This window comes from Bacillus infantis NRRL B-14911, from assembly GCF_000473245.1.
In the GTDB taxonomy this organism is placed as follows: Bacteria; Bacillota; Bacilli; order Bacillales; family Cytobacillaceae; genus Bacillus_AB; species Bacillus_AB infantis.
The window spans coordinates 1,654,654-1,675,200 of record NC_022524.1; the positions used below are offsets into that span (position 1 = coordinate 1,654,654).

The following is a 20,547-nucleotide window of genomic DNA, read 5'->3' on the forward strand; positions in this document are numbered from 1 at the left end:
AAAATAAGGGAAAATGTCAAATGATTGTGGTGATGAATGATGAGAGTGGTGTCAGGTGAATGTAAAGGCATTTCTTTAAAAGCAGTGCCCGGAAATACAACAAGGCCAACCACCGATAAGGTTAAAGAAGCTATTTTTAACATGATTGGGCCGTATTTTGATGGCGGAACCGGACTCGACCTTTTTGCCGGCAGCGGAGGCCTCGGAATTGAAGCTTTAAGCCGGGGGCTGGTTAGCGTGATTTTCGTTGACCGGGAAGGAAAGGCAATCAAGACGGTCCATGAAAACCTGGAAGCCTGCGGCCTAGAAGAAAAGGCGGAGGTTTACCGGAACGATTCTGAAAGGGCATTGAAAGCGATTGTTAAAAGGGAAATTTCCTTTGACTATATCTTCCTGGACCCTCCTTATAAAAAACAGCAGCTGTTGAAGCTGATGGAATTGATCGGCCGGCATTCCCTCCTGAAAGAAGAGGGAGTTATCGTTTGTGAACATGCTTCAGATATAGAGCTGCCGGGTGAGACAGGGAATTTTGTGAAAACTAAAAGCGAGACATATGGAATAATAGCAGTTTCAATTTTTACATACAGCAACGGTAATGAAGGAGGATGACAATGGCAAGCATTGCAGTTTGTCCGGGCAGCTTTGATCCCATTACATATGGCCACCTGGATATCATTAAAAGGGCCTCGAAGGTTTTTGACCAGATTCATGTGGTCCTGCTTAATAACTCATCCAAAAATCCGCTTTTTTCTGTTGATGAGCGCATCAGCCTGATCAGTGAGGTGACGAGGGAATTCCCCAATGTGAAAGTGGACTCTTTCCAGGGACTGCTTGTTGACTATGCAAAAGGGGTCGGGGCAAGCGCAATCATCAGGGGCCTCAGGGCGGTTTCAGATTTTGAGTATGAGATGCAGATTACATCAATGAACCGGGTCTTGAATGAGGAAATAGAAACGTTTTTCATGATGACAAACAACCAATTTTCTTTTCTAAGCTCCAGCATCGTCAAAGAAGTGGCTAAATACGGCGGAGATATTTCCGAGCTTGTGCCAGAGGCTGTCCAAAAAGCGCTCAGCGGGAAATTCAGTCTTCAGCAGTAAAAATAACCGGCGTGTGCCGGTTATTTTTTTTGTGCATCTCCTGCATAAATTTGCCTGCCCAGCAGGAAAATATAGACAAGCAAAGCTGCGAGTGTTATCAGCGGTCCATGCTCTGCCAGGAAGGCTGCAGCCTGTGAATAAGCATTTCCGCCAAATAGCCCAACAGGCAAAGCATTGGAAGGGGCATCTGTATGATAGAACCTCTCATAGACTGGCCCCCAAAGAAGAAAGGCGAACATAGCCGCAGCAATTCCATGGATGATTCTTGCAGCAAAGAAAGGCTTAAAGCCGATATCTGTCTGGGCCAGAATGCTGGCCACCTGAGCCTGTACACTAAACCCTGAGAATCCCAGTACAAGACTTGTTACGATCACCTGCTGCATCAGGGTGGCCTGCTGAATCTGGCTCGTCATCTGGCTTCCCAGTGTTATTTCAAACAGACCTGATATAAATGGGATGCTGAGCTCGGAAGGAAGACTGATGCTGCTGAAGGCGACTGCTATGAATTCGGCTGCAAAAGCTGTGATATGCAGATGGAAGAGCAATTTATTGATAACCGAAAATAAGATGATGAAGCCCCCGATCATAAGCAGCGTCTGGACTGATGACATAACAGCGTCGCCGAGCAATTTACCGATGGGCCTGTTGTCATTGATCCTTGTCTGATGGAGAGCAGAAAACGCAGCCCTGAGAGAATTTTTCCTTTTTGGCTTTGAGCGGGTCATCTCTTCTTTTCTTCCATAAAATCGCATAATCAGGCCGACAGTAATATTTCCAAGATAGTGGGCCAGAGCCAGTATGATGCCGATTTTTGCATTGTTGAAAAAACCGACAGAGACTGCTCCAAAAATAAACAGGGGGTTGGATGAGTTTGTAAAAGAAACGAGCCTTTCAGCTTCTGTTTTAGTCAGCTGATCTTCCTGGCGCAGCCTGGCAGTAAGTTTTGCCCCGGCAGGATAGCCTGAAGCCATCCCCATCGCCCAGACAAAACCTCCGACGCCCGGAACGCGGAAAAGCGGCCGCATGAGCGGCTCCAGCAAAACGCCGAGGAATTTGACCACCCCGAATCCAATCAGCATCTCAGATACTATGAAAAAGGGGAGGAGAGAAGGAAAGACAATTTCCCACCACATATTGAGGCCTCTAATCGACGCGTCGACTGATTCTTGTGGAAAGGATATGAGCGATACAGCCATTAATGTAACGGATGAAGCTAATATGAGTGTTTTTAGTTTGGAACGCAACACCGGCAAATCCTCCCTTATCAGGTAAACAAACTGTGCAGCTCATGCAGAACAGTGATAAACTGTATTTATAATCAGCGGGCCGGGTCTGGAGCGGCAAACCGTCCCTCCTGAGGCGCAGTAGATTTTTCAGCCAATATACAGGGTTTTCCATTTGCTTTGCCCAATCGGCTTCAGCCGGGCACGCCTTGTCCCCATATATCCCAATATACTCATAGAAAGATAAAATAGACCATAAGATTAAACCAGGCTTTATTGTGTTTGATGCGGAGGTAAGCAAATTCTTGACTATCGCCCGCCATGAGTCATATATAAAAGGGGGGATGCTGATGAGGCAGCCCGTGATTGGATTGGCGCTGGGATCAGGGGGAGCCAGGGGGTTCGCCCATCTTGGCGTCATCAAAGTGCTGAAAGAGGAAGGAATTAACGTCGATGTGATTGCCGGGAGCAGCATGGGAGCGCTTGTAGGCTGCTTTTATGGAGCAGGACTGGACATTGACAGGCTCTATAAGCTGGCAGGTGCTTTCAAAAGAAAGTACTATCTTGATTTTACAGTGCCGAAGATGGGGTTTCTGGCTGGCAAGAAGGTGAAGGAACTTATTCGATTGTTTACCCATGGCAAGAACCTGGAAGATCTTGATATCCCTGTCAGAGTGGTTGCAACTGATCTTAAGGCAGGGGAAAAAGTTGTTTTCAGCAAAGGGCCGATTGCTGATGCCGTCAGGGCAAGCATATCAATACCCGGGATTTTCACTCCGGAAAAACTGGAAGACCGGCTCCTGGTCGATGGGGGAGTCATTGACAGGGTGCCGGTGTCAGTTGTCGAAGAAATGGGAGCGGACCTGATCATAGCTGTCGATGTGTCAAGAGTGAAGACCAGCTCTGACATCACATCGATATTCGATGTGATCATGCAAAGCCTGGATATTATGCAGATGGAGCTCGTTTCGAACCGGGAGATCGCCTCTGATATCATGATCAGACCGCATGTGGAAATGTACAGCTCAAGGGCTTTCACCAATATTGAAGATATCATCAGGATTGGGGAAGAGGAAGCAAGAAAGCAAGTTCCCAGAATAAAGGAAGCTATTCAAAATTGGAAGGGGCAAGAAGACGATGAAGAGAAATAAAATCTTCCTCCGTTCCTTCTTTATCGCTGCAGTGATTTTGCTGGCAGGGTTTTTCTATTATCTGCCTTACTATGTAACAAAACCAGGCATGGCCAAGCAGCTGGAACCGATAATTGAAGTGGAAGGCGGATATGATGAGGCAGGGGACTTCATGCTTACAACCGTCAGGATGGGCAGGGCCAATATTTACTCCTATCTGACTGCAAAGGTGAGCAAGTTCCAGGAAATCTATCCTGTCGAGGAAATTAGGCGCGAAGATGAAACTGATGAAGAATACAATGTCCGCCAGCTGCATCTGATGGACACATCAAAAACAGCAGCCATTGAGGTTGCCTATAAAAAGGCTGGCCTGCCGGTGGATTATGAGTACAGAGGGGTCTATGTGATGAATGTCCTGCCTGATATGCCTGCTGACGGAGTGCTGAAGGCCGGCGATATGATAACACAAGTCGACCATCAGAAATTCAAGTCGTCTGAAGAATTCATTTCATATGTCAGCAAACAAAAAGAGGGAGACACCATTACACTTGCCTATAAAAGAGGCGGGGAGAGCAAAGAAGCAGAGGTTTCCCTGAAAGCTTTCAAGGATGATCCTGATAAAGTCGGGATCGGCATATCGCTTGTCGATGACAAGGAGATTAAAGTCGAGCCGGAAGTCAGCCTCAATACAGAGGAAATAGGCGGTCCGTCCGCTGGATTGATGTTTTCACTGGAAATCTACAATCAGCTGACTAAGGAAGACTTGACAAGAGGTTATCAGATTGCAGGAACAGGAACCATTTCTGCCGATGGAACAGTCGGAAGGATTGGCGGGATTGAGCAGAAAATTGTAGCGGCCGACAAAGCTGGCGCAGAAATCTTTCTGGCGCCGAATGAAAATGGCGCAGCCGGGTCGAACTACAGCGAAGCAGCAAAAACTGCCGAGGAGATCGGGACAGATATGAAAATCATTCCGATCAACACATTTGAAGAAGCGGTAGATTATTTGGAAGGTTTGGATCCAAAATAACTAAGCAGGCAGGATCAATCCCTGCCTGCTCCTTTTTTGTCAGGCCCTGCTGCCTTTCAGATAGATTGGCGGCTGAGTGTATTCCATTTCCAGCAGTTTCTGGCGCTGCGGATGTGGGAGGGCTGAAGCATAGATCCTGGCTGCACGTATATCCTGCCGCAGAGCTTCTTCCGGGCTGGAAGACAGCTTGGAGATGAGAGGCAGGCCGAGGCTTCCTTTTTGCCTGTTTAAATATATCCGCCCTTCCTCACTCATTCCAAGCAGCCTGAGGTAGGATGCTGACTTAGGCTGCGGCAGCATTTCTTCTTTTTTCGTGTTAGTCAGTATATGGACACAAGCGCGCTGCAGCCTTGTCCATGTATACCGCTTCGTTTTTATGGATTCCATGAATTCATGGAAGGTTCCTGCCTTTATAGCCGAAAGCATGACTCTGTTTTCAAGGCCCTCTTCCATTTCATAGATTTCCTTTAGTTCAGGAGCTGACATCTGGAGCAGCCGGTACTTGAGGAAGGGCCAGTACATTTCCCACTTGTGGAAGGCACCGAAGGTTTTTTTATAATCTTCCATGATTTCAAGCGTTGTTCCAGGAACGTAAGATTTGATATCGGTCAGTACCTTCCCTTCTGAAAACAAAGCTTTCCTAATGCTCGTTGCACTTGCAATGGTCTCTGATGAGAAGTATTCGTCATGGTAGCCGGCACTTTTTCTTTCGACAGTCAGGAGCTCCAATTTTCGATGGCGGGAATGGACCGACTTGGCGTACTGATAGCCGAGAATATTGTTAGGCTTGGACAGGTCCAGACCATCTTCGCCAAGCCCGAGATCTTTGAAAGCAAGGGACAATGCTTTAGGATAGCTGTTTCCGTCTCTCATATGGTGCTTGACCCTTTCCTGATAGGCTTCATTATGCTTGTCGAGCAAATGGACGGTAAAATTGAATTTATCGATGTCTCCTGATTCGCTCCCAAAGCAGAGGGAGCTGCATCCTGAGGCAGCAAGAATGGAAACCGCCCCGTCCGCAAAAGTTTCGGCATTTTGAACAGCGAATTTATAGGGAAGCTCAAAGACGAGGTCGGCGCCGGCTTTTAACGCCATTTCAGCCCTTGCCCATTTCGAGAGCAGCGCCGGTTCGCCTCTTTGGAGGAAATTTCCGCTCATGACAGCAATGGCAATATCTGCGCCTGCTGCTTCCCTCGATTTTTCCAGATGATATAAATGCCCGTTATGGAAAGGATTATACTCAACGATTACACCAACTGCTTTCATAAGAACATTCCCCTTATAATGGTTTAATATCGGCTGCTTGTGATAAACCTATATTATAGTGACAGAAGCTATAATGGTAGATGAGCCTTATCCTTCAAGCGGAAAAAGCCCGGAAAATAAGCCGATTCTGCGTTTAACTAGCTTAAATTATAGTGTAAAGAAAAAATATTGACAAATAATTATATGAAAGCTATAATTACTTTTGTTGCCTTGGGGTGATTCGTATGAAATGGACAATAAGTCAATTACAGAAATATCGAAGCAAGGATTATCCGATCGATGAAACAGTGGATGTGAGCGGGATCAGGGAAACCGACCCGACGATCAGAGAAGTTTCTCCGATTCATATATTTGGCCGGGCGGATATAGATTCGTCCAAGGTGACTTTTCATTTAACGATTAAAGGTCATCTGGTGCTGCCTTGTTCTCGTACGTTAGTTGATGTGCATTATCCAATTAATGTTGAAACAACTGAAACATTCCTCTTAAAAGGTTTGGATTATGAAACCGAAGAGGAAACCCATCAGGTGAAAGGCGATGTCATTGATCTTCAGCCGATCATTGAAGAAATCCTTTTGCTTGAAGTCCCTATGCAGGTTTTTTGCGAGGACAGCGGTGAAGAGGGTGCCCCCCAATCCGGCAAGGACTGGGAAGTCATCCAGGAGGAAGACCTTCAAAAAAAAGTCGACCCCCGGCTTGCTGGGCTTGCGAATTTCTTTGATCAAAATGATCCCTCCGGCGAATAGCAGGAAGACTGGGATTATGATCCCCGGAATATTTCCGGACTAATGAACTACTACAAGAAGCATTTGAAGAATCCAGCGAATACCTGGCCTTCATAACTTTCTTAATACTCTTTAAGGAGGTGGGAAGAATGGCTGTACCTTTTAGAAGAACTTCTAAAACTGCGAAAAGAAAACGTCGCACTCATTTCAAACTGCAAGTGCCTGGTATGGTAGAATGCCCAAACTGTGGTGAGATGAAACTTGCTCACCGCGTGTGCAAGGCTTGCGGAACATACAAAGGAAAAGAAGTTGTTAACGACTAATTTTCACCTTTAAAAGCACAGGGATTTTGTCCCTGTGCTTTTAATTTGGGCTTTTTTGGGGGAGCTGGGCTGTTCTGCGATTTTATTGCTATTTAGCTGGACTTCTTCCTATAATGGAAGAAAAGTGAAGGAAGATGATGATGCCGTATTTGATAGAACAGCATGAAGATGGACTGCTCCAATTCACGATCAACAGGCCGGAAGTCCGTAATGCAATCAATTATGAAGTAATGGAAGGGCTGAGGGAGGCTGTCAATCTGGCGGGCAGGAAAGAGGTTAAGGCACTCATGATAACCGGAGCCGGCCGCCAGGCTTTTTGTTCAGGCGGAGATTTGGGGCTCTTCCACAGCCTGAAGACAGAGGAGGAGGCTTTTGGAATGCTGTCCGGGATGGCGGCAATCATGAAAGACCTGCTGTTCCTGCCAAAACCGACAGTCGCTTTTTTAAATGGGGCGGCGGTCGGAGGGGGCTGTGAGCTTGCCTCTGCCTGCGATTTCCGTATAGCAGCTTCAGGTACAAAGGCGGGATTCATCCAGGGAAAGCTAGCAATTACCACAGGCTGGGGCGGAGGCTCTATTCTAATGGAGAAACTCCTGCCCGCCCATGCTCTAAAAATGCTGGCAGAAGCGACGGTTTATGAATGCTCTGAATTGCTGGAGCTCGGATTCATCCATAGACTAAGCGAAAAAGATGCGCTCGAAAGCTGCAGGGACTTTTTGTCAAAAATCCTTCAGCTGGATGTAAATGTGCTTGAAAGCTACAAAAAGCTGCAGATTGAAAAGTGGCAAAACAGCCATATTTTGGAGAGAATTGACGATGAGGTCCGCCGCTGTGCAGTTTTGTGGGAAAAGGATGAGCATCATGCCCAGGTGGACAAATTTCTAAATCGCTCTTAATTATTTTAATTATTATGCATCAGTCTATCTTTTCTAGCAGAAGCATATGCTTTTAAAAAGACTAGGAGGGATAGCTGATGTCGACAACAAGGCAGGATGCCTGGACCCAGGATGAGGATCTGCTGCTTGCTGAAGTGGTGCTTCGCCATATCCGGGAAGGCGGTACACAGCTGCAGGCCTTCGAGGAAGTGGGAAAACAGCTTTCAAGGACCCCTGCGGCCTGCGGTTTCAGATGGAATTCTTATGTGAGGAAGCAATATAAATCAGGGATTGAGCTTGCTAAGAAACAGCGGAAGGAATTGAAGAAAAAGCCGGAAGCAGTCCAGACTGGCAAGCAGGAACCTGAATCCGCCAAAACGGAGGATGGTACCTCAACGGAAAAAGCCGCTACCGGGGCAGAAATCCCTGAAGTTGAGGTTATAGTGGGTTACATTGAAGCATTGTACCGCAAAGCCAATCAGCCAGCCGCGGCTGAGACGGGAGAGCAGATCAAGAAACTGGAAAATCAGGTATATTACCTGGCTGCAGAAAACGAAAGGCTGCTGAAGGAGATTTCTGTCATGGAAAGAGACTATGAAGCGCTTACGGAAATAATGGAAAGGGCAAGGAAGATGGTGGTGCTGAAAGAGGAAGACCGCCAGCAGAAAACAAAGAACAGCCAGCAGGTATTTCAAAAGTGATCATACTAAAAAGCGGACAATTGATGTCCGCTTTCTGGCTGTCTGCCCCTGTTATTTGCTTTCAACCGTCTGTTCAGAGGCTCCGGCAGGAATCCACACCAATGGGTTTTCTCCCAGATCCCTTTCTATGTCATACGAGACGGAAGTGAATCCCATCCTCTCCCAGAATTCCTTTGATTTGATGCGGGGATTGGTTTTGATAGGAAGACTGAAGCTTTTCGCAAAGTTCACAAGCGCAGTTCCGTACCCTTTGCCCTGGTAATCAGGCAGAACTTCCAGCTTCCAGAGCTCAAGATAATCCTGCGGCGGGCTGAAATACCGGTCAAACTTCGCAGCCTCCCGGTAAAGACTCATTCTGGCAACCAGCTTATCCCCGAAATAGATCCCGTAAAAAGGAGACTCGCTGTCGTTCTCAATAATATTGGCTTCAAGATCTTCAAACATGGATAATTCCTGCAGGCCATATTCTTTGAATCTTTTAAATTCCTCAAGTGTTTTATAGTTCACCTTTAATTTTTCTACTTTAAATTCCATTATGTTTCCCCCTTGCGTACTGGTTACATTACATCATATGAATTTTTTTGCCCTGCAGTATAGAAAATTAAACCTGCCTGTTACAGCAAATATTTGAAGGCGCTTTCCAATATTATATAACAAAATAACAAATAATTCTGCATAATCAAGTTGTAATCGATGTTGAATTTTATGGCAGCATGCAGATATCTGGAATGAATGCTGTTGTCAGGCAAAAAGAAAGAGAGCTATTAGCTATTTTCAAATAATATAGAAAGCGTTTTCAAAAAAAGAAGGGAAAAAGGAGAACTTTGTAGAAATATATTTTATTGCAGGGATTAAGCCAGGAAAGGGGACTGAATGTGCGAAAAATACTGATTGCAAACCGCGGGGAGATTGCCTCGCGCGTTATTAGAACATGCCGTGAAATGGGAATTGAAACGATTGCTGTTTACTCAGATGCAGATAGCGGAATGCCATATGTCCAGGAAGCAGATCATGCTTTCCGGATAGGGGAGCCCCCGGTTGGCAGATCTTATCTCAAAACAGATGAAATACTGCGGATTGCCAAAGCTGAAGGGGCCGATGCTATTCACCCAGGCTACGGCTTTTTGTCAGAAAACGCGGCTTTTGCCCGCGCTGCAGCTGATGAGGGGATCGTCTTCATCGGACCCTCCCCTGAGACCATAGAGCTGATGGGAGATAAAATCGTTTCCCGGGATACTATGGCCAAGGCGGGAGTTGCGGTCGTTCCGGGAAGCAGTGAAGGTGTCGCTACGCTGGAAGAAGCTATAAGCCTTGCAGATGAAATGGGCTATCCTGTCATGCTTAAGGCAAGCGGCGGCGGGGGAGGGATCGGAATGATCCGCTGTGAAAATGAGCAAGCGCTCGCTAAGTCCTACGAATCAACGAAAGCACGGGCAAAAGCTTATTTTGGCTCAGATGAAGTATTCGTAGAAAAGTATATTCCTAATGCCAGGCATATCGAGGTCCAAATATTCGGGGATTCATTCGGAAACCTTGTGCACCTGTATGAAAGGGACTGCTCCATCCAAAGAAGACACCAAAAAGTGGTTGAGGAGTCGCCATCCCCTTTTTTATCTGAGGGGACAAGGCAGAATATGCTGAAAACAGCGCTCAGAGCAGGAGAAGCGGTCGGCTATGTGAATGCCGGAACTGTTGAATTCATTGTAGATGAAGAAGAGAATTTCTATTTCCTGGAGATGAATACAAGGCTCCAGGTCGAGCATCCCGTAACCGAGCAGATCACCGGCCTGGATCTTGTAAAATGGCAGATCCTCGTGGCAAGGGGCGAAAAGCTTCCATTGCTGCAGGATGAAATAGCAAGGAACGGCCATGCAATCGAGTTCAGGCTTTATGCAGAAGATCCTGTAAGTTTCATGCCTTCTCCGGGAAAAATTGATAGCTTTTCCTGGATAAAGGGGGACGGGATCCGGATGGATAACGGATATCTCGCTGAAAACACAGTCACACCTTTTTACGATCCAATGATTTCGAAGTGCATCATTTTCGGGGGCTCGAGGTCAGAAGCGATCCAGCGGGCATCTGATTTCTTTACACATTTGGAAATCACGGGGATCAAAACAAATGCTCCTTTATTTCAGCAGATATTGAATGACGAAGATTTTATTAAAGGAAATTATACAACTGCCTTTTTGGCGGAAAAGAAATTTGCAGTTCATTAAGAGGAGGAAATCACATGAAAGAAATAACATCATCAATGGCTGGTACAGTTTTGAACACAATGGCAGGGCCTGGGGACGAGGTCAAGGCCGGCCAGGAAGTCATTATGCTGGAGTCCATGAAAATGGAAATCCCGGTTGAAAGCCATATGGACGGAAAAGTAGCTGAGGTAAAAGTCTCGGCCGGTGATTTTGTCAATGAAGGAGACGTTCTGATCGTACTGGAATAGCAGTCCGCCAAAAGAAAAAGAGGAGGCATAACATGAAGGCAGTCAACACTTTGACCGAAACATTAAGGGAAAGGTCCGAAGCGGCAGAAGCCGGCGGGCCCCCTAAATATCATGAAAAGCTGAAGGCGCAAAATAAGCTGTTTGTCAGAAAGCGCCTCGAGCTTTTATTTGATGACGGGGAGTATATGGAAGACGGCAAATTTGCCAATTGCAAGGAAGAAGGCCTCCCGGCTGACGGTGTTGTTTGCGCCACTGGAAAAGTGGGCGGACAGACAGTCTGTGTCATGGCAAATGATTCAACCGTAAAGGCTGGATCCTGGGGGGCAAGGACCGTCGAAAAAATCATCCGGATCCAGGAAACCGCCGAGAAGCTGAAGGTTCCATTATTGTATTTAGTAGATTCTGCCGGCGCCAGGATTACAGATCAGCTGGAAATGTTTCCAAACCGCCGAGGTGCCGGCCGAATATTCTATAATCAGGTCAAGCTGTCGGGAGTCATCCCGCAGATTTGCCTGCTGTTCGGCCCATCTGCTGCAGGGGGGGCTTATATACCGGCTTTTTGTGATATCGTCATCATGGTGGATCAAAACGCATCCATGTACCTGGGTTCACCAAGGATGGCTGAAAAGGTCATTGGGGAAAAGGTGACGCTGGAAGAAATGGGCGGAGCACGTATGCATTGTTCTGTCAGCGGCTGCGGCGACGTACTTGCATACAGTGAGGAAGAAGCGATCGAATATGCCAAACGGTACTTGCCGTACTTCCCTCCAAACTTCCTGAAGAAAACGGAACTGCTGGAGGGAATGGCAGCCAAAGAGGGCCGTCAGCTGGAAGACATCATTCCGGTTAACCAAAATGCGCCTTTTGATATGTATGAATGCATTGATGCATTGATTGACGAAGGCAGTTTCTTTGAAATCAAGAAGCTGTTTGCTCCTGAAATCGTTACCGGGCTGGCTCGGATAGGCGGGAGAGCTGTCGGTATCATTGCCAATCAGCCGAAGGTTAAAGGCGGTGTGCTGTTTGTTGATTCAGCCGATAAAGCGGCAAAATTCATTCAGCTCTGTGATGCCTTCCATATTCCGCTGCTGTTCCTTGCAGATGTCCCAGGTTTCATGATTGGCACAAAGGTTGAGCGCGCCGGCATTATCCGCCACGGCGCAAAGCTGATCGCAGCCATGAGCTCGGCAACTGTTCCGAAGATATCCGTTATTGTGCGGAAGGCATATGGGGCCGGATTATACGCAATGGCGGGCCCTGCATTCGAACCTGACTGCTGCATTGCCCTGCCGACCGCACAGATTGCGGTAATGGGCCCTGAAGCCGCCGTCAATGCAGTATATTCCAATAAAATCAATGAAATAGAAGATCCAAAGGAGAAAATCGCCTTTGTCCAGGAGAAGCAGCAGGAATACAAAGAACATATTGATATCTACAGGCTTGCTTCAGAATTGATCGTAGATGATATTGTCGCTGCCTCTGATCTCCGCGATCAGCTGATCGAGAGATTCTCTTATTATGAAACAAAAGAACTGAATTTCAGCGTGAGAAAGCATCCGGTTTATCCGGTTTGATAGAAAGGCCTCATCAGGGCTAGGCTTTGCTGCTGGATAATAGAAGAGAGGAGGGTTCCGGTCCAGAGGCTGGAACCCTTTATTTGTAGATAAAGAAGACAGAGGTTCCTAGTCAAGGCCGCTAAGACCCTCTGACCAGGAAAAAAGAAAACAGAGGGTTTCAGTCAGAGCCACTGAGGCCCTCTAACCAGAAAAAAAAGAAAACAGATGGTCTTAGTCAAGGCCGCTAAGACCCTCTGACCAGGAAAAAAGAAAACAGAGGGTTTTAGTCAGAGCCACTAAGGCCCTCTAACCAGAAAAAAAGAAAACAGATGGTCTTAGTCAAGGCCACTAAGACCCTCTGATCAAGAAAAAAGAAAACAGAGGGTTTCAGTCAGAGCCACTGAGGCCCTCTGACCACTGTAGTTCTGCTCCGCTCTACTAATCACGCCAAAATTGCCTTTAATTTACTTTTAAATACCTTCTGCGCGTGATGGCCACTTGCCTGATTTCATCCCATAACTTCAGCTTTTTTTATAAAAAAAAGAAAAAGTCCCAGGCGGAGTACAGGAAGTTGGCTATATCTGATAGAATATTACTAAAAGTTACAAAATAGAGGAGTTATTATGAAAATAGGAATCATTGGCGGGGGGGCCATTGGATTATTATTTGCAGCATTCTTGCAGAAAGGTCATGACGTCACTCTGTATGTCCGTTCTGAAGAGCAGAAAAAGCTTATCTCTTCATATGGGATTTCATTATTGGCGGAAGGCAGGGAACATATTTCTTATGTACAGGTGCTGCTGACTGATGAATGGAAGGGAGAAGAAGAGCTTTCCATTATTGCGGTCAAGCAATATGATATCCACCCCCTTATTTCTATCATAAATGATAAACAGGCGGCGCCATCCTCTTCTTTTTTATTTCTCCAGAATGGAATGGGCCATCTGTCACTGCTTCACGAACTCAGGGCCAGGGCCATCCTTGTAGGAACTGTTGAGCATGGGGCTTTAAAAAAAGATGCAAGGACCGTTCAGCACACAGGTGCTGGAAGAACGAACATAGCGGTTTTCTCAGGAGAAGGAACAGAAGCGGCCGAATGCCTGGAGGAAACTTCAGGGGACTTTCCTTTTACTGTCCGCAAGGATTACAAGGAAATGCTCCTTCAAAAGCTTGTCATCAATGCTGTAGTCAACCCGTTGACTGGCATTCTTCAAGTGAAAAATGGAGAATTGATTGAAAATCCCTTTTATTACATAGTAGTGCAGAAATATTTTGCGGAAATTGCCGCTGTGCTGGAGCTGTCCGATCCTGAAGAAGCTTTTGATGCTTTGGTTTCAGTCTGCAGGAAAACTTCATCAAACACTTCATCTATGTTAAAAGACCTGCAAAACCAGAGGCAAACAGAAGCTGATGCCATTCTCGGATATATTCTGGGAGAAGCGGATAAAAAAAATAAACACGCTCCCCTTGTTCATGCATTTTATTCGTGCATCAAGGGGAAGGAGCCTGGAAACTAGGGGGGATCCATCATGTCATCATTCTTTTCGGCAGTTGCCGCAACACTTGTAACAGTACCGCTGCTAGGCTACCTGATTGTATTCGTCATCAGCAAGCAGATTACAGGAAGCCACAAAAAGTCAGTCCGCATTGCACTCGACTCTAGTACATTTCTTCTTATTCTTTCTGTTCATTTTTTGATCCTGGCTATTTGGGAACGGTCTTATTTATGGATTATAGTGCTGTTCATGCTGTTTGCTGCAGTCATATTCACAGTCATCCATTGGAAAGTTAAACAGGAAATTAATATCCAGATGATTTTCAAGGGGTTCTGGCGATTCAATTTTCTTTTGTTTTTCTCTGCCTATATTGTCCTTTTGATCTTCGGTGTCTTTCAAAGTGTCTCCGGCTATCTGTCTATTCCGTAAGCAGGCAATGCTCCGATAGTCATTTTTGGGGCATGTTTCTCAGGCAAAGTTTTTTTCTTTTCAATTCTGACAATGATATACTCAGATAGGAGTGAAAATTGTTGACCAGAAAGGAAGTACTTAGATGGAGATTTTAAATCTCTCACTGCCGGCATCCAGCCGGTTTGCGACAGATTATACGTCTCATGAGCCTGAGGTGGAGCGTTTTTTCCATTACCGCTATCATGATGCCAGCGAATATCAAAGGCGTTTGAACGAGCTGAAGGGACGGAAGTTTTACAGAGAAGAGCTTGCCGATTATATCGGGCAATATATGTCCAGATTTCCTTCTTCGGACAAAACCGGCATTTCATTAGATAAGCTTCGCTCGGAGGACAGTGTGGTCATCATCGGCGGACAGCAAGCAGGAATATTGACTGGGCCTTTATATACTATACATAAAGTAATTTCTATAATTGTTCTTGCAAAGCAGAAGGAAGCCGAACTCGGAGTTCCCGTTGTACCGGTGTTCTGGATAGCCGGGGAGGATCATGATTATCATGAGGTCAATCATATCTTTGCGGAGAACAGCGGGCGGATTGAAAAAGCTGTGTATCCGCATAAGATACTGGAGAAGAAAATGGTATCTATGATCGAGCTGGATCGAGCCCTGTGTTTCCGCTGGGCTGAAAGCCTGATTGAAGGCTATGGAGAAACAGAGCATACAAAAGATCTGCTTCAGTTTGTCCAGCGGGCTGCCGACGAGTCAGAAACCTTTGTGGACTTTTTTTCATATATGATTATGGAGCTGTTTAAGGAATATGGCATTTTGCTTGCCGATTCAGGCGACAGCCGCCTGAGAAAGCTTGAAAAAAACATTTTCTCTGAACAGCTGAGCCAGTTTTCCTCCATCACCAAAGCTGTCAAACAGCAGCAGAGGGAAGTGGAGGCGGCCGGTTTTAAGCCGGCGATCGAAATAGGAGATAATGCAGCAAACCTTTTCTTCTATGATGAACTCAATTCTGAAAGGGTCCTTCTGGAATATAATGAGGAACTCAACGTATTCGAAGGCAAAAACGGAGCTATTCAGTTTTCTCTTGATGAACTGTCGCTGATTGCCAAGGGATCGCCTGAAAAGCTAAGCAATAATGTGGTGACAAGGCCAATTACGCAGGAACGGCTTTTCCCGGTCCTTGCTTTTATTGCCGGCCCGGGGGAAATTGCCTATTGGGCAGAGCTCAAACAGGCATTTGAACATCTCGGCATGGAGATGCCTCCGATTGTGCCAAGGCTGAATATCACATTGCTGGAAAGGCCTGTTGCTTCGGACATCCAGGATCTGGACCTGGAAATTGCAGCGGTTTTGGAAAATGGAACAGGCAAAGAGCAGGAAGCTTTTGTGGATGGAGTAAAGGACCAGGCGCTTTCAAGCCTTTTCGGAGAAACGAAAAAGCAGCTGATCAGCCAGTATAAGATGATTGAAAGCCGTCTTCGGGAAACTGACAGGGGAATGCTGCCCCTGCTTGAAAAAAATGAATCTTTTCTTCTAAAGCAGCTGGATTTCATGGAGGCGAAGACTGAAGAAAGCTTGAAAAACAGGCATTCAGCCATTCTTTCTAAATACAGGCGGATTGAAGCTGCCTTAAGGCCATCGGGGTCGCCTCAGGAACGGATCTGGAATATCCTATATTATCTGAATTTGCATGGTCTTACCCTTATAGACGATATAATGGAGCTTCCATTTGAGTTTGATGGAAAGCATAAACTGGTAAAGCTCTAAAAAGAAGGACGGCCACTGACCTGCATGCCTGTAAAGAGGTTTGGGATGGAAACATTCCAAACCTCTTTTTTTTTATGAGTTTTTTTGAAATGGAAATTTGTTTCCCCATCCCTTGTCAATATGGCTGGGAATTTTTTCGCATTGAGAGCAGCGCCTGCATCCAGGAAAGAATTTTCCATCAGGAAATAAAAAGGAGAAAAATAATTATTTACCAGAAGGATTTGCAGAATGCAAGGAGAATATTAAAAACATGTGGAGGAAAGTGGGGGAATGTGGTACATTTGAGTTGGAAAGTGGGGTTTAGGGCATGTTCATGGGCGAATACCATCATAATGTTGATACAAAAGGCCGTTTGATAGTGCCTGCTAAATTCCGTGACAATTTGGGCGAAATGTTCATTTTGACACGCGGGCTTGATCAATGTTTGTTTGGCTATCCGCTTTCTGAATGGAAGCAGCTTGAAACAAAGCTGAAAGGGCTGCCCTTGACCAAGAAGGATGCACGAGCGTTTACCCGCTTTTTCTTTTCCGGTGCATCTGAATGCGAACTCGATAAGCAGGGAAGAATCAACATTTCCAGCCCGCTCATGCAATATGCGAAGCTGGAAAAGGAATGTGTCATAGTAGGCGTTTCCAATCGAATCGAAATATGGAGCAAACATCTGTGGGAAGATTTTTTTGCAGAGTCAGAGGAATCTTTTGCTGAAATTGCAGAAAATATGATTGGGTTTGATATATAATGGGAATGTTTTATTAGTATAATAATTCCTCGATGATTCGATTGGAAGGTGGAAGACAAGGATGTTTGATCATAAAACAGTTTTGCTGGAGGAAACGGTAGCCGGTCTCGATATTAAGCCGGATGGCGTCTATGTCGATTGTACAATGGGCGGGGCCGGCCACAGTGAACTGATTCTGACACAGCTGTCAAGCCGGGGGAAGCTGTATGCTTTTGACCAGGATGAAACAGCTATTGAAAATGCACAAGAGAAGCTCAGCAAATATGGAGACAAAATCACTATAATAAAAAGCAATTTTCTTCATTTAAAGGAAGAGCTGGAAAAAGCCGGAGTCACTGAGGTGGATGGTGTGCTCTATGATCTTGGCGTATCTTCGCCGCAGCTTGATACACCTGAGCGGGGATTCAGCTATCATCATGATGCTCCGCTTGATATGCGGATGGATAAGGATGCAAGCCTGTCCGCTTATGAAGTGGTGAATGATTGGCCGTATGAGGACCTTGTCAGGATTTTCTTCCGGTATGGCGAGGAAAAGTTCTCAAAGCAAATAGCAAGAAAGATTGAAGCCGCCAGGGAGAAAGCACCGATTGAGACGACCTCCCAGCTGGTCGAACTGATAAAAGACGGCATACCGGCACCGGCAAGAAGGAAGGGCGGCCATCCTGCCAAGCGGGTTTTCCAGGCAATCAGGATAGCTGTCAACGATGAGCTTGGTGTTTTTGAGAAGTCGCTTGAGCAGGCTATTGATATTCTAAAGCCAGGCGGCCGGATCAGTGTCATAACTTTCCACTCGCTTGAGGACAGGATATGCAAAGCGACTTTCAAGAAAGCAAGCGAGACTCCGCCGCTGCCTCCGGGCCTGCCGATCATTCCAGACGAGTTCAAGCCGGTGCTTAAGCTTGTTGCAAGGAAGCCTATACTTCCATCAGAAGAAGAGCTGGAAGAAAATAACAGGGCGCGGTCGGCAAAGCTGAGGGTTGCAGAAAAACTGTAAGCAGACTAATAAGGGGACAAGCTTAACAGCTTGCCCCAATATAAAAATTAAGGCCAGGCATTGCCCGGCCCTATATGATCACAGGAGGGATAAAATGAGCAACTTGGCAAGGAAAATGCAGCAGGAGGAAGTACAGCAGCACAAGACAGCTGTAAAGGTGAAGAAGGTTAAGATTAAGAACCTGTGGCTCTCGCCCGGCGAAAAAATAATGGGTGTCGTTTTTGGGGCCATTGTCTGTTTTGGCGCTGTCCACATCATTTCAAACCAGGCTGCCATTTATGAGATGAACAAAGATATCCAGGATATCCAAACCTCTATAAACGAGAAAGAAAAATCAAATCGCGAGCTTGAAATGCAAATCAGCGAGCTAAGTACATACGAGCGCATTTTTGAAAAAGCAAAATCTCTTGGTCTGACACTTAATGAAAATGTCAGAGGTGTACAGGATAAATGATGAAAAAACAGCCAAATATCAATTATGGAGCAGCGATATTATTTGTAATATTCAGCCTGCTCTTTTTTGTTCTGATGTACAGATTTGTGTCAATTCAAATAACAGGAGAAGCGGGCGGCCAGCCTTTGGCGGCAAAAGCGGAGCAGAAGTATACCAATGAACGCGTCCTTGAGGCGAAAAGGGGAACCATCTATGACCGGGGGGGCGATGTGGTAGCAGAGGACGCCAGCTCATTTACGCTGGTTGCCATTCTTGATAAAGATATGACTGTCAACAAAAAGAAGCCTAAGCACGTGGTTGACAAAGATAAAACGGCAAGGGAGCTTTCCAAGGTAATTGACCTGGAAGAATCCGAGATTAAGAGGATTCTATCAAAGCCTGATGCCAAACAGGTGGAGTTTGGTACGGCAGGCCGCAATATATCCAATTCGCTTAAGAGGGAAATCGAGGACCTGAAGCTTCCGGGAATTTCTTTCCGGCCGGAAATCAAGCGATTCTACCCTAATGGTATGTTTGCATCCCATCTGGTGGGCTATGTTGAAAAGCCCGAAGAAGAGGATAAGGATGAGCCGGAAAGAACGCCGGCAGTCGGAAAGCTCGGGATAGAAAAAAGCCTGAACACCGTCCTGAGCGGCATCAATGGGAAGGTAACCTATGAAAAAGATCACTGGGGATATCTTCTCCCGGGGACTGACGAAAAGGTAAAACCGGCCAAGGATGGAAATGATGTTTATCTGACGATCGATAAAAAAATCCAGACATTTCTGGAAGACAGCATGAATAGTGTCCAAAAAGAATATAATCCGAAGAAAATGGTGGCGATCGTGGCTGACCCTAAGACAGGGGACATCCTGGCCATGTCTCAGCGGCCGTCCTTCCATCCCCAGACAAGGGAAGGCCTGTCAGATGATTGGTATAATGAGGCAATCGAGACTTCATTTGAACCTGGTTCGACCATGAAGATATTTACGCTGGCATCAGCGATTGAAGAAGGGCAGTTCAATCCCAATGCCTGGTATGAGTCAGGGACCTATGTGGTGGACAAGGGATCAAGGCCGGTCCGGGACCATAACTATGGACGGGGATGGGGTTCAATCACCTATCTCGAAGGAGTGCAGCGATCCTCCAATGTTGCTTTTGCAAAAATTGCCAAAGAGCAGCTTGGCTTTGATGCTTTCAGGAAGTATTTGACCAGGTTTGGGTTTGATAATCCTACCGGAATAGACCTTCCGAATGAAACAGGTGCTAAATTCGCCTATCAGTATCCGATTGAAAAGGCAAACACTGCATTCGGACAAGGGACGGCTGTCACGCCGATCCAGCAGATCCAGGCAGCAACCGCCATTGCGAATAAAGGGCAGATGATGAAGCCCCATGTGATTGACAAAATCGTTGATTCAGCAACAGGAGAAGTAATCAAGGACACAAAGCCTGAAAGCGCCGGAAAGCCGATATCCGAAAAAACGGCGAAGGAAGTCCTTGATATACTTGAAACAGTAGTTTCATCAGAGAAAGGTACAGGCTATAAAAAATATAATCTGGAAGGCTATAAAGTTGCCGGGAAAACCGGAACCGCACAGATTCCGGGATCAGGCGGATATTTGACCGGGCCAGAAAACTATGTTTTCTCCTTCATGGGCATGGCGCCGGCAGAAGATCCTGAGCTGGTCATGTATGTGGCAGTCCAACAGCCGCAAATCGATGATTACGTAAAAGGGTCTCTGCCTGTATCGCAGATCTTCAAGCCGGTTATGCAGAACAGCCTTCAATATTTGAATATAGAACCTTCAAAGCAGACGAAGGTCGAAGCAAAAGAGGTTCCGGATGTTGCAGGCCTTTCTGCGGATGATGCTGCCAAAAAGCTGAGCGGCGCAGGGTTTGTGCCGGCGGTGATCGGGAAGGGCGGCAAAATAACGGGACAGCTTCCGGAACCGGGAGCTTCTATACTCGAAGGGGAACGGGTAGTCATTAAAACGGACGGGACTTTGAATGTTCCTGATATGCAGGGCTGGTCTATGAGGGATGTTATGAAGACGGCTAAAATTGCCGGCCTGAAGCTGAATACGGTAGGCAGCGGCTTTGCAGTCAAACAGAATCTTTCCCCGGGATCTCCAGTCAAAGAAGGCGAGTTTCTAATTGTGGACTTTGAAACGCCTCTGGAACAATACAGCCGGTCAGCTGCCGAAGAGGATGAAGCTGCCGGCGGGGAAGACGCTGAAGAGGAAGAAGTATTGGATTAACAGTAAAGGGCGCACCGTTTCAGGCGGTGCGTTCTATTTGTGCTGGTACAAGCATATAGTT

The 20,547-nt window shown here is 46.2% G+C and carries 21 protein-coding genes; 18 read left to right on the forward strand and 3 right to left on the reverse strand.

Features of this window, described 5'->3' with window-relative positions:
- Window positions 1-39 precede the first annotated feature (39 nt).
- Together rsmD and coaD are read left to right on the forward strand one after the other, a co-directional pair.
- Window positions 40-609 (forward strand): 16S rRNA (guanine(966)-N(2))-methyltransferase RsmD, encoded by a 570-nt coding sequence (rsmD, locus tag N288_RS08425; protein WP_022543688.1) that lies wholly within the window; start codon window positions 40-42, stop codon window positions 607-609.
- A gap of 2 nt (window positions 610-611) precedes the next feature.
- Window positions 612-1,100 carry a pantetheine-phosphate adenylyltransferase gene (coaD, locus tag N288_RS08430; RefSeq protein WP_022543689.1) on the forward strand — a complete coding sequence of 163 codons (489 nt, stop codon included), beginning with the start codon at window positions 612-614 and terminating at the stop codon, window positions 1,098-1,100.
- A 20-nt stretch (window positions 1,101-1,120) separates the two neighbouring features.
- Here coaD and ylbJ read toward each other — a convergent pair whose 3' ends face one another.
- Window positions 1,121-2,347, reverse strand: a complete 1,227-nt coding sequence (gene ylbJ, locus N288_RS08435; RefSeq protein ID WP_035401061.1) for a sporulation integral membrane protein YlbJ — start codon at window positions 2,345-2,347, stop codon at window positions 1,121-1,123.
- A gap of 326 nt (window positions 2,348-2,673) precedes the next feature.
- On the opposite strand from ylbJ, the gene N288_RS08440 reads away from it, so the two are divergent.
- Window positions 2,674-3,474, forward strand: a complete 801-nt coding sequence (locus N288_RS08440; protein WP_022543690.1) for a patatin-like phospholipase family protein — start codon at window positions 2,674-2,676, stop codon at window positions 3,472-3,474.
- Window positions 3,461-4,483 (forward strand): SepM family pheromone-processing serine protease, encoded by a 1,023-nt coding sequence (locus N288_RS08445; RefSeq protein WP_022543691.1) that lies wholly within the window; start codon window positions 3,461-3,463, stop codon window positions 4,481-4,483. The genes N288_RS08440 and N288_RS08445 overlap by 14 nt, the downstream gene beginning before the upstream one ends.
- Before the next feature lie 39 nt (window positions 4,484-4,522).
- Here the strand turns inward: N288_RS08445 and N288_RS08450 are convergent, their stop codons facing one another.
- Window positions 4,523-5,749 (reverse strand): nucleotidyltransferase, encoded by a 1,227-nt coding sequence (locus N288_RS08450; RefSeq protein ID WP_022543692.1) that lies wholly within the window; start codon window positions 5,747-5,749, stop codon window positions 4,523-4,525.
- Between the two features lie 224 nt (window positions 5,750-5,973).
- Here N288_RS08450 and N288_RS08455 point away from each other — a divergent pair, with 224 nt between their 5' ends.
- The 4 genes from N288_RS08455 (at window position 5,974) to N288_RS08470 (ending at window position 8,373) form a co-directional block, all read left to right on the forward strand.
- Entirely contained in the window at window positions 5,974-6,495 is a 522-nt protein-coding gene (locus N288_RS08455; RefSeq protein ID WP_009791159.1) for a YceD family protein, read from the forward strand.
- Between the two features lie 128 nt (window positions 6,496-6,623).
- Window positions 6,624-6,797: a 50S ribosomal protein L32 gene (gene rpmF, locus N288_RS08460; RefSeq protein ID WP_009791160.1), complete on the forward strand. Its 174-nt coding sequence runs from the start codon at window positions 6,624-6,626 to the stop codon at window positions 6,795-6,797.
- Window positions 6,798-6,934: 137 nt separating this feature from the next.
- Window positions 6,935-7,693, forward strand: coding sequence for an enoyl-CoA hydratase/isomerase family protein (locus N288_RS08465; protein ID WP_035401065.1), 759 nt, complete (start codon window positions 6,935-6,937; stop codon window positions 7,691-7,693).
- Between the two features lie 77 nt (window positions 7,694-7,770).
- The gene (locus N288_RS08470) at window positions 7,771-8,373 is read left to right on the forward strand and encodes an RsfA family transcriptional regulator (protein WP_009791162.1); all 603 of its coding nucleotides are present in this window, start codon (window positions 7,771-7,773) and stop codon (window positions 8,371-8,373) included.
- Between the two features lie 51 nt (window positions 8,374-8,424).
- On the opposite strand, the gene N288_RS08475 is transcribed toward N288_RS08470, so the two are convergent.
- Window positions 8,425-8,907, reverse strand: a complete 483-nt coding sequence (locus N288_RS08475; RefSeq protein WP_009791163.1) for an N-acetyltransferase — start codon at window positions 8,905-8,907, stop codon at window positions 8,425-8,427.
- Window positions 8,908-9,248: 341 nt separating this feature from the next.
- Between N288_RS08475 and N288_RS08480 the strand changes: the two genes are divergently transcribed.
- The 10 genes from N288_RS08480 to N288_RS08530 all read left to right on the forward strand — a co-directional run bounded on the left by N288_RS08480 (window position 9,249) and on the right by N288_RS08530 (window position 20,486).
- The gene (locus N288_RS08480) at window positions 9,249-10,592 is read left to right on the forward strand and encodes an acetyl-CoA carboxylase biotin carboxylase subunit (protein WP_035401084.1); all 1,344 of its coding nucleotides are present in this window, start codon (window positions 9,249-9,251) and stop codon (window positions 10,590-10,592) included.
- A gap of 14 nt (window positions 10,593-10,606) precedes the next feature.
- Window positions 10,607-10,819, forward strand: a complete 213-nt coding sequence (locus N288_RS08485) for a biotin/lipoyl-containing protein (protein WP_009791165.1) — start codon at window positions 10,607-10,609, stop codon at window positions 10,817-10,819.
- Between the two features lie 32 nt (window positions 10,820-10,851).
- A complete protein-coding gene (locus N288_RS08490) occupies window positions 10,852-12,393 on the forward strand; it encodes an acyl-CoA carboxylase subunit beta (RefSeq protein ID WP_009791166.1) in 1,542 nt (513 codons plus the stop codon).
- Window positions 12,394-12,998: 605 nt separating this feature from the next.
- Window positions 12,999-13,892, forward strand: a complete 894-nt coding sequence (locus N288_RS08495) for a 2-dehydropantoate 2-reductase (protein ID WP_009791167.1) — start codon at window positions 12,999-13,001, stop codon at window positions 13,890-13,892.
- Window positions 13,893-13,904: 12 nt separating this feature from the next.
- On the forward strand, window positions 13,905-14,300 hold the full coding sequence (locus tag N288_RS08500) for a DUF3397 domain-containing protein (RefSeq protein WP_009791168.1): 396 nt from the start codon (window positions 13,905-13,907) through the stop codon (window positions 14,298-14,300).
- Window positions 14,301-14,424: 124 nt separating this feature from the next.
- On the forward strand, window positions 14,425-16,059 hold the full coding sequence (bshC, locus tag N288_RS08505) for a bacillithiol biosynthesis cysteine-adding enzyme BshC (RefSeq protein ID WP_009791169.1): 1,635 nt from the start codon (window positions 14,425-14,427) through the stop codon (window positions 16,057-16,059).
- A 307-nt stretch (window positions 16,060-16,366) separates the two neighbouring features.
- Window positions 16,367-16,798 carry a division/cell wall cluster transcriptional repressor MraZ gene (gene mraZ / locus N288_RS08515; protein WP_009791171.1) on the forward strand — a complete coding sequence of 144 codons (432 nt, stop codon included), beginning with the start codon at window positions 16,367-16,369 and terminating at the stop codon, window positions 16,796-16,798.
- A 61-nt stretch (window positions 16,799-16,859) separates the two neighbouring features.
- A complete protein-coding gene (gene rsmH / locus N288_RS08520; protein WP_009791172.1) occupies window positions 16,860-17,792 on the forward strand; it encodes a 16S rRNA (cytosine(1402)-N(4))-methyltransferase RsmH in 933 nt (310 codons plus the stop codon).
- A 94-nt stretch (window positions 17,793-17,886) separates the two neighbouring features.
- On the forward strand, window positions 17,887-18,246 hold the full coding sequence (ftsL, locus tag N288_RS08525) for a cell division protein FtsL (protein ID WP_009791173.1): 360 nt from the start codon (window positions 17,887-17,889) through the stop codon (window positions 18,244-18,246).
- The gene (locus N288_RS08530; protein ID WP_009791174.1) at window positions 18,243-20,486 is read left to right on the forward strand and encodes a penicillin-binding protein; all 2,244 of its coding nucleotides are present in this window, start codon (window positions 18,243-18,245) and stop codon (window positions 20,484-20,486) included. The genes ftsL and N288_RS08530 overlap by 4 nt, the downstream gene beginning before the upstream one ends.
- Window positions 20,487-20,547: the final 61 nt, after the last annotated feature.

Bases quoted from the DNA above. Each gene is read 5' to 3' on its own strand.
- N288_RS08485 (WP_009791165.1), top strand. From the start codon at position 10,607: ATGAAAGAAATAACATCATCAATGGCTGGTACAGTTTTGAACACAATG.
- N288_RS08470 (WP_009791162.1), top strand. From the start codon at position 7,771: ATGTCGACAACAAGGCAGGATGCCTGGACCCAGGATGAGGATCTGCTG.
- N288_RS08440 (WP_022543690.1), top strand. From the start codon at position 2,674: ATGAGGCAGCCCGTGATTGGATTGGCGCTGGGATCAGGGGGAGCCAGG.
- N288_RS08445 (WP_022543691.1), top strand. From the start codon at position 3,461: ATGAAGAGAAATAAAATCTTCCTCCGTTCCTTCTTTATCGCTGCAGTG.
- N288_RS08495 (WP_009791167.1), top strand. From the start codon at position 12,999: ATGAAAATAGGAATCATTGGCGGGGGGGCCATTGGATTATTATTTGCA.
- bshC (WP_009791169.1), top strand. From the start codon at position 14,425: ATGGAGATTTTAAATCTCTCACTGCCGGCATCCAGCCGGTTTGCGACA.
- N288_RS08500 (WP_009791168.1), top strand. From the start codon at position 13,905: ATGTCATCATTCTTTTCGGCAGTTGCCGCAACACTTGTAACAGTACCG.
- N288_RS08530 (WP_009791174.1), top strand. From the start codon at position 18,243: ATGATGAAAAAACAGCCAAATATCAATTATGGAGCAGCGATATTATTT.
- N288_RS08450 (WP_022543692.1), bottom strand. From the start codon at position 5,749: ATGAAAGCAGTTGGTGTAATCGTTGAGTATAATCCTTTCCATAACGGG.
- N288_RS08465 (WP_035401065.1), top strand. From the start codon at position 6,935: ATGATGCCGTATTTGATAGAACAGCATGAAGATGGACTGCTCCAATTC.
- N288_RS08475 (WP_009791163.1), bottom strand. From the start codon at position 8,907: ATGGAATTTAAAGTAGAAAAATTAAAGGTGAACTATAAAACACTTGAG.
- rsmH (WP_009791172.1), top strand. From the start codon at position 16,860: ATGTTTGATCATAAAACAGTTTTGCTGGAGGAAACGGTAGCCGGTCTC.
- N288_RS08455 (WP_009791159.1), top strand. From the start codon at position 5,974: ATGAAATGGACAATAAGTCAATTACAGAAATATCGAAGCAAGGATTAT.
- N288_RS08490 (WP_009791166.1), top strand. From the start codon at position 10,852: ATGAAGGCAGTCAACACTTTGACCGAAACATTAAGGGAAAGGTCCGAA.
- ftsL (WP_009791173.1), top strand. From the start codon at position 17,887: ATGAGCAACTTGGCAAGGAAAATGCAGCAGGAGGAAGTACAGCAGCAC.
- mraZ (WP_009791171.1), top strand. From the start codon at position 16,367: ATGTTCATGGGCGAATACCATCATAATGTTGATACAAAAGGCCGTTTG.
- rpmF (WP_009791160.1), top strand. From the start codon at position 6,624: ATGGCTGTACCTTTTAGAAGAACTTCTAAAACTGCGAAAAGAAAACGT.
- coaD (WP_022543689.1), top strand. From the start codon at position 612: ATGGCAAGCATTGCAGTTTGTCCGGGCAGCTTTGATCCCATTACATAT.
- rsmD (WP_022543688.1), top strand. From the start codon at position 40: ATGAGAGTGGTGTCAGGTGAATGTAAAGGCATTTCTTTAAAAGCAGTG.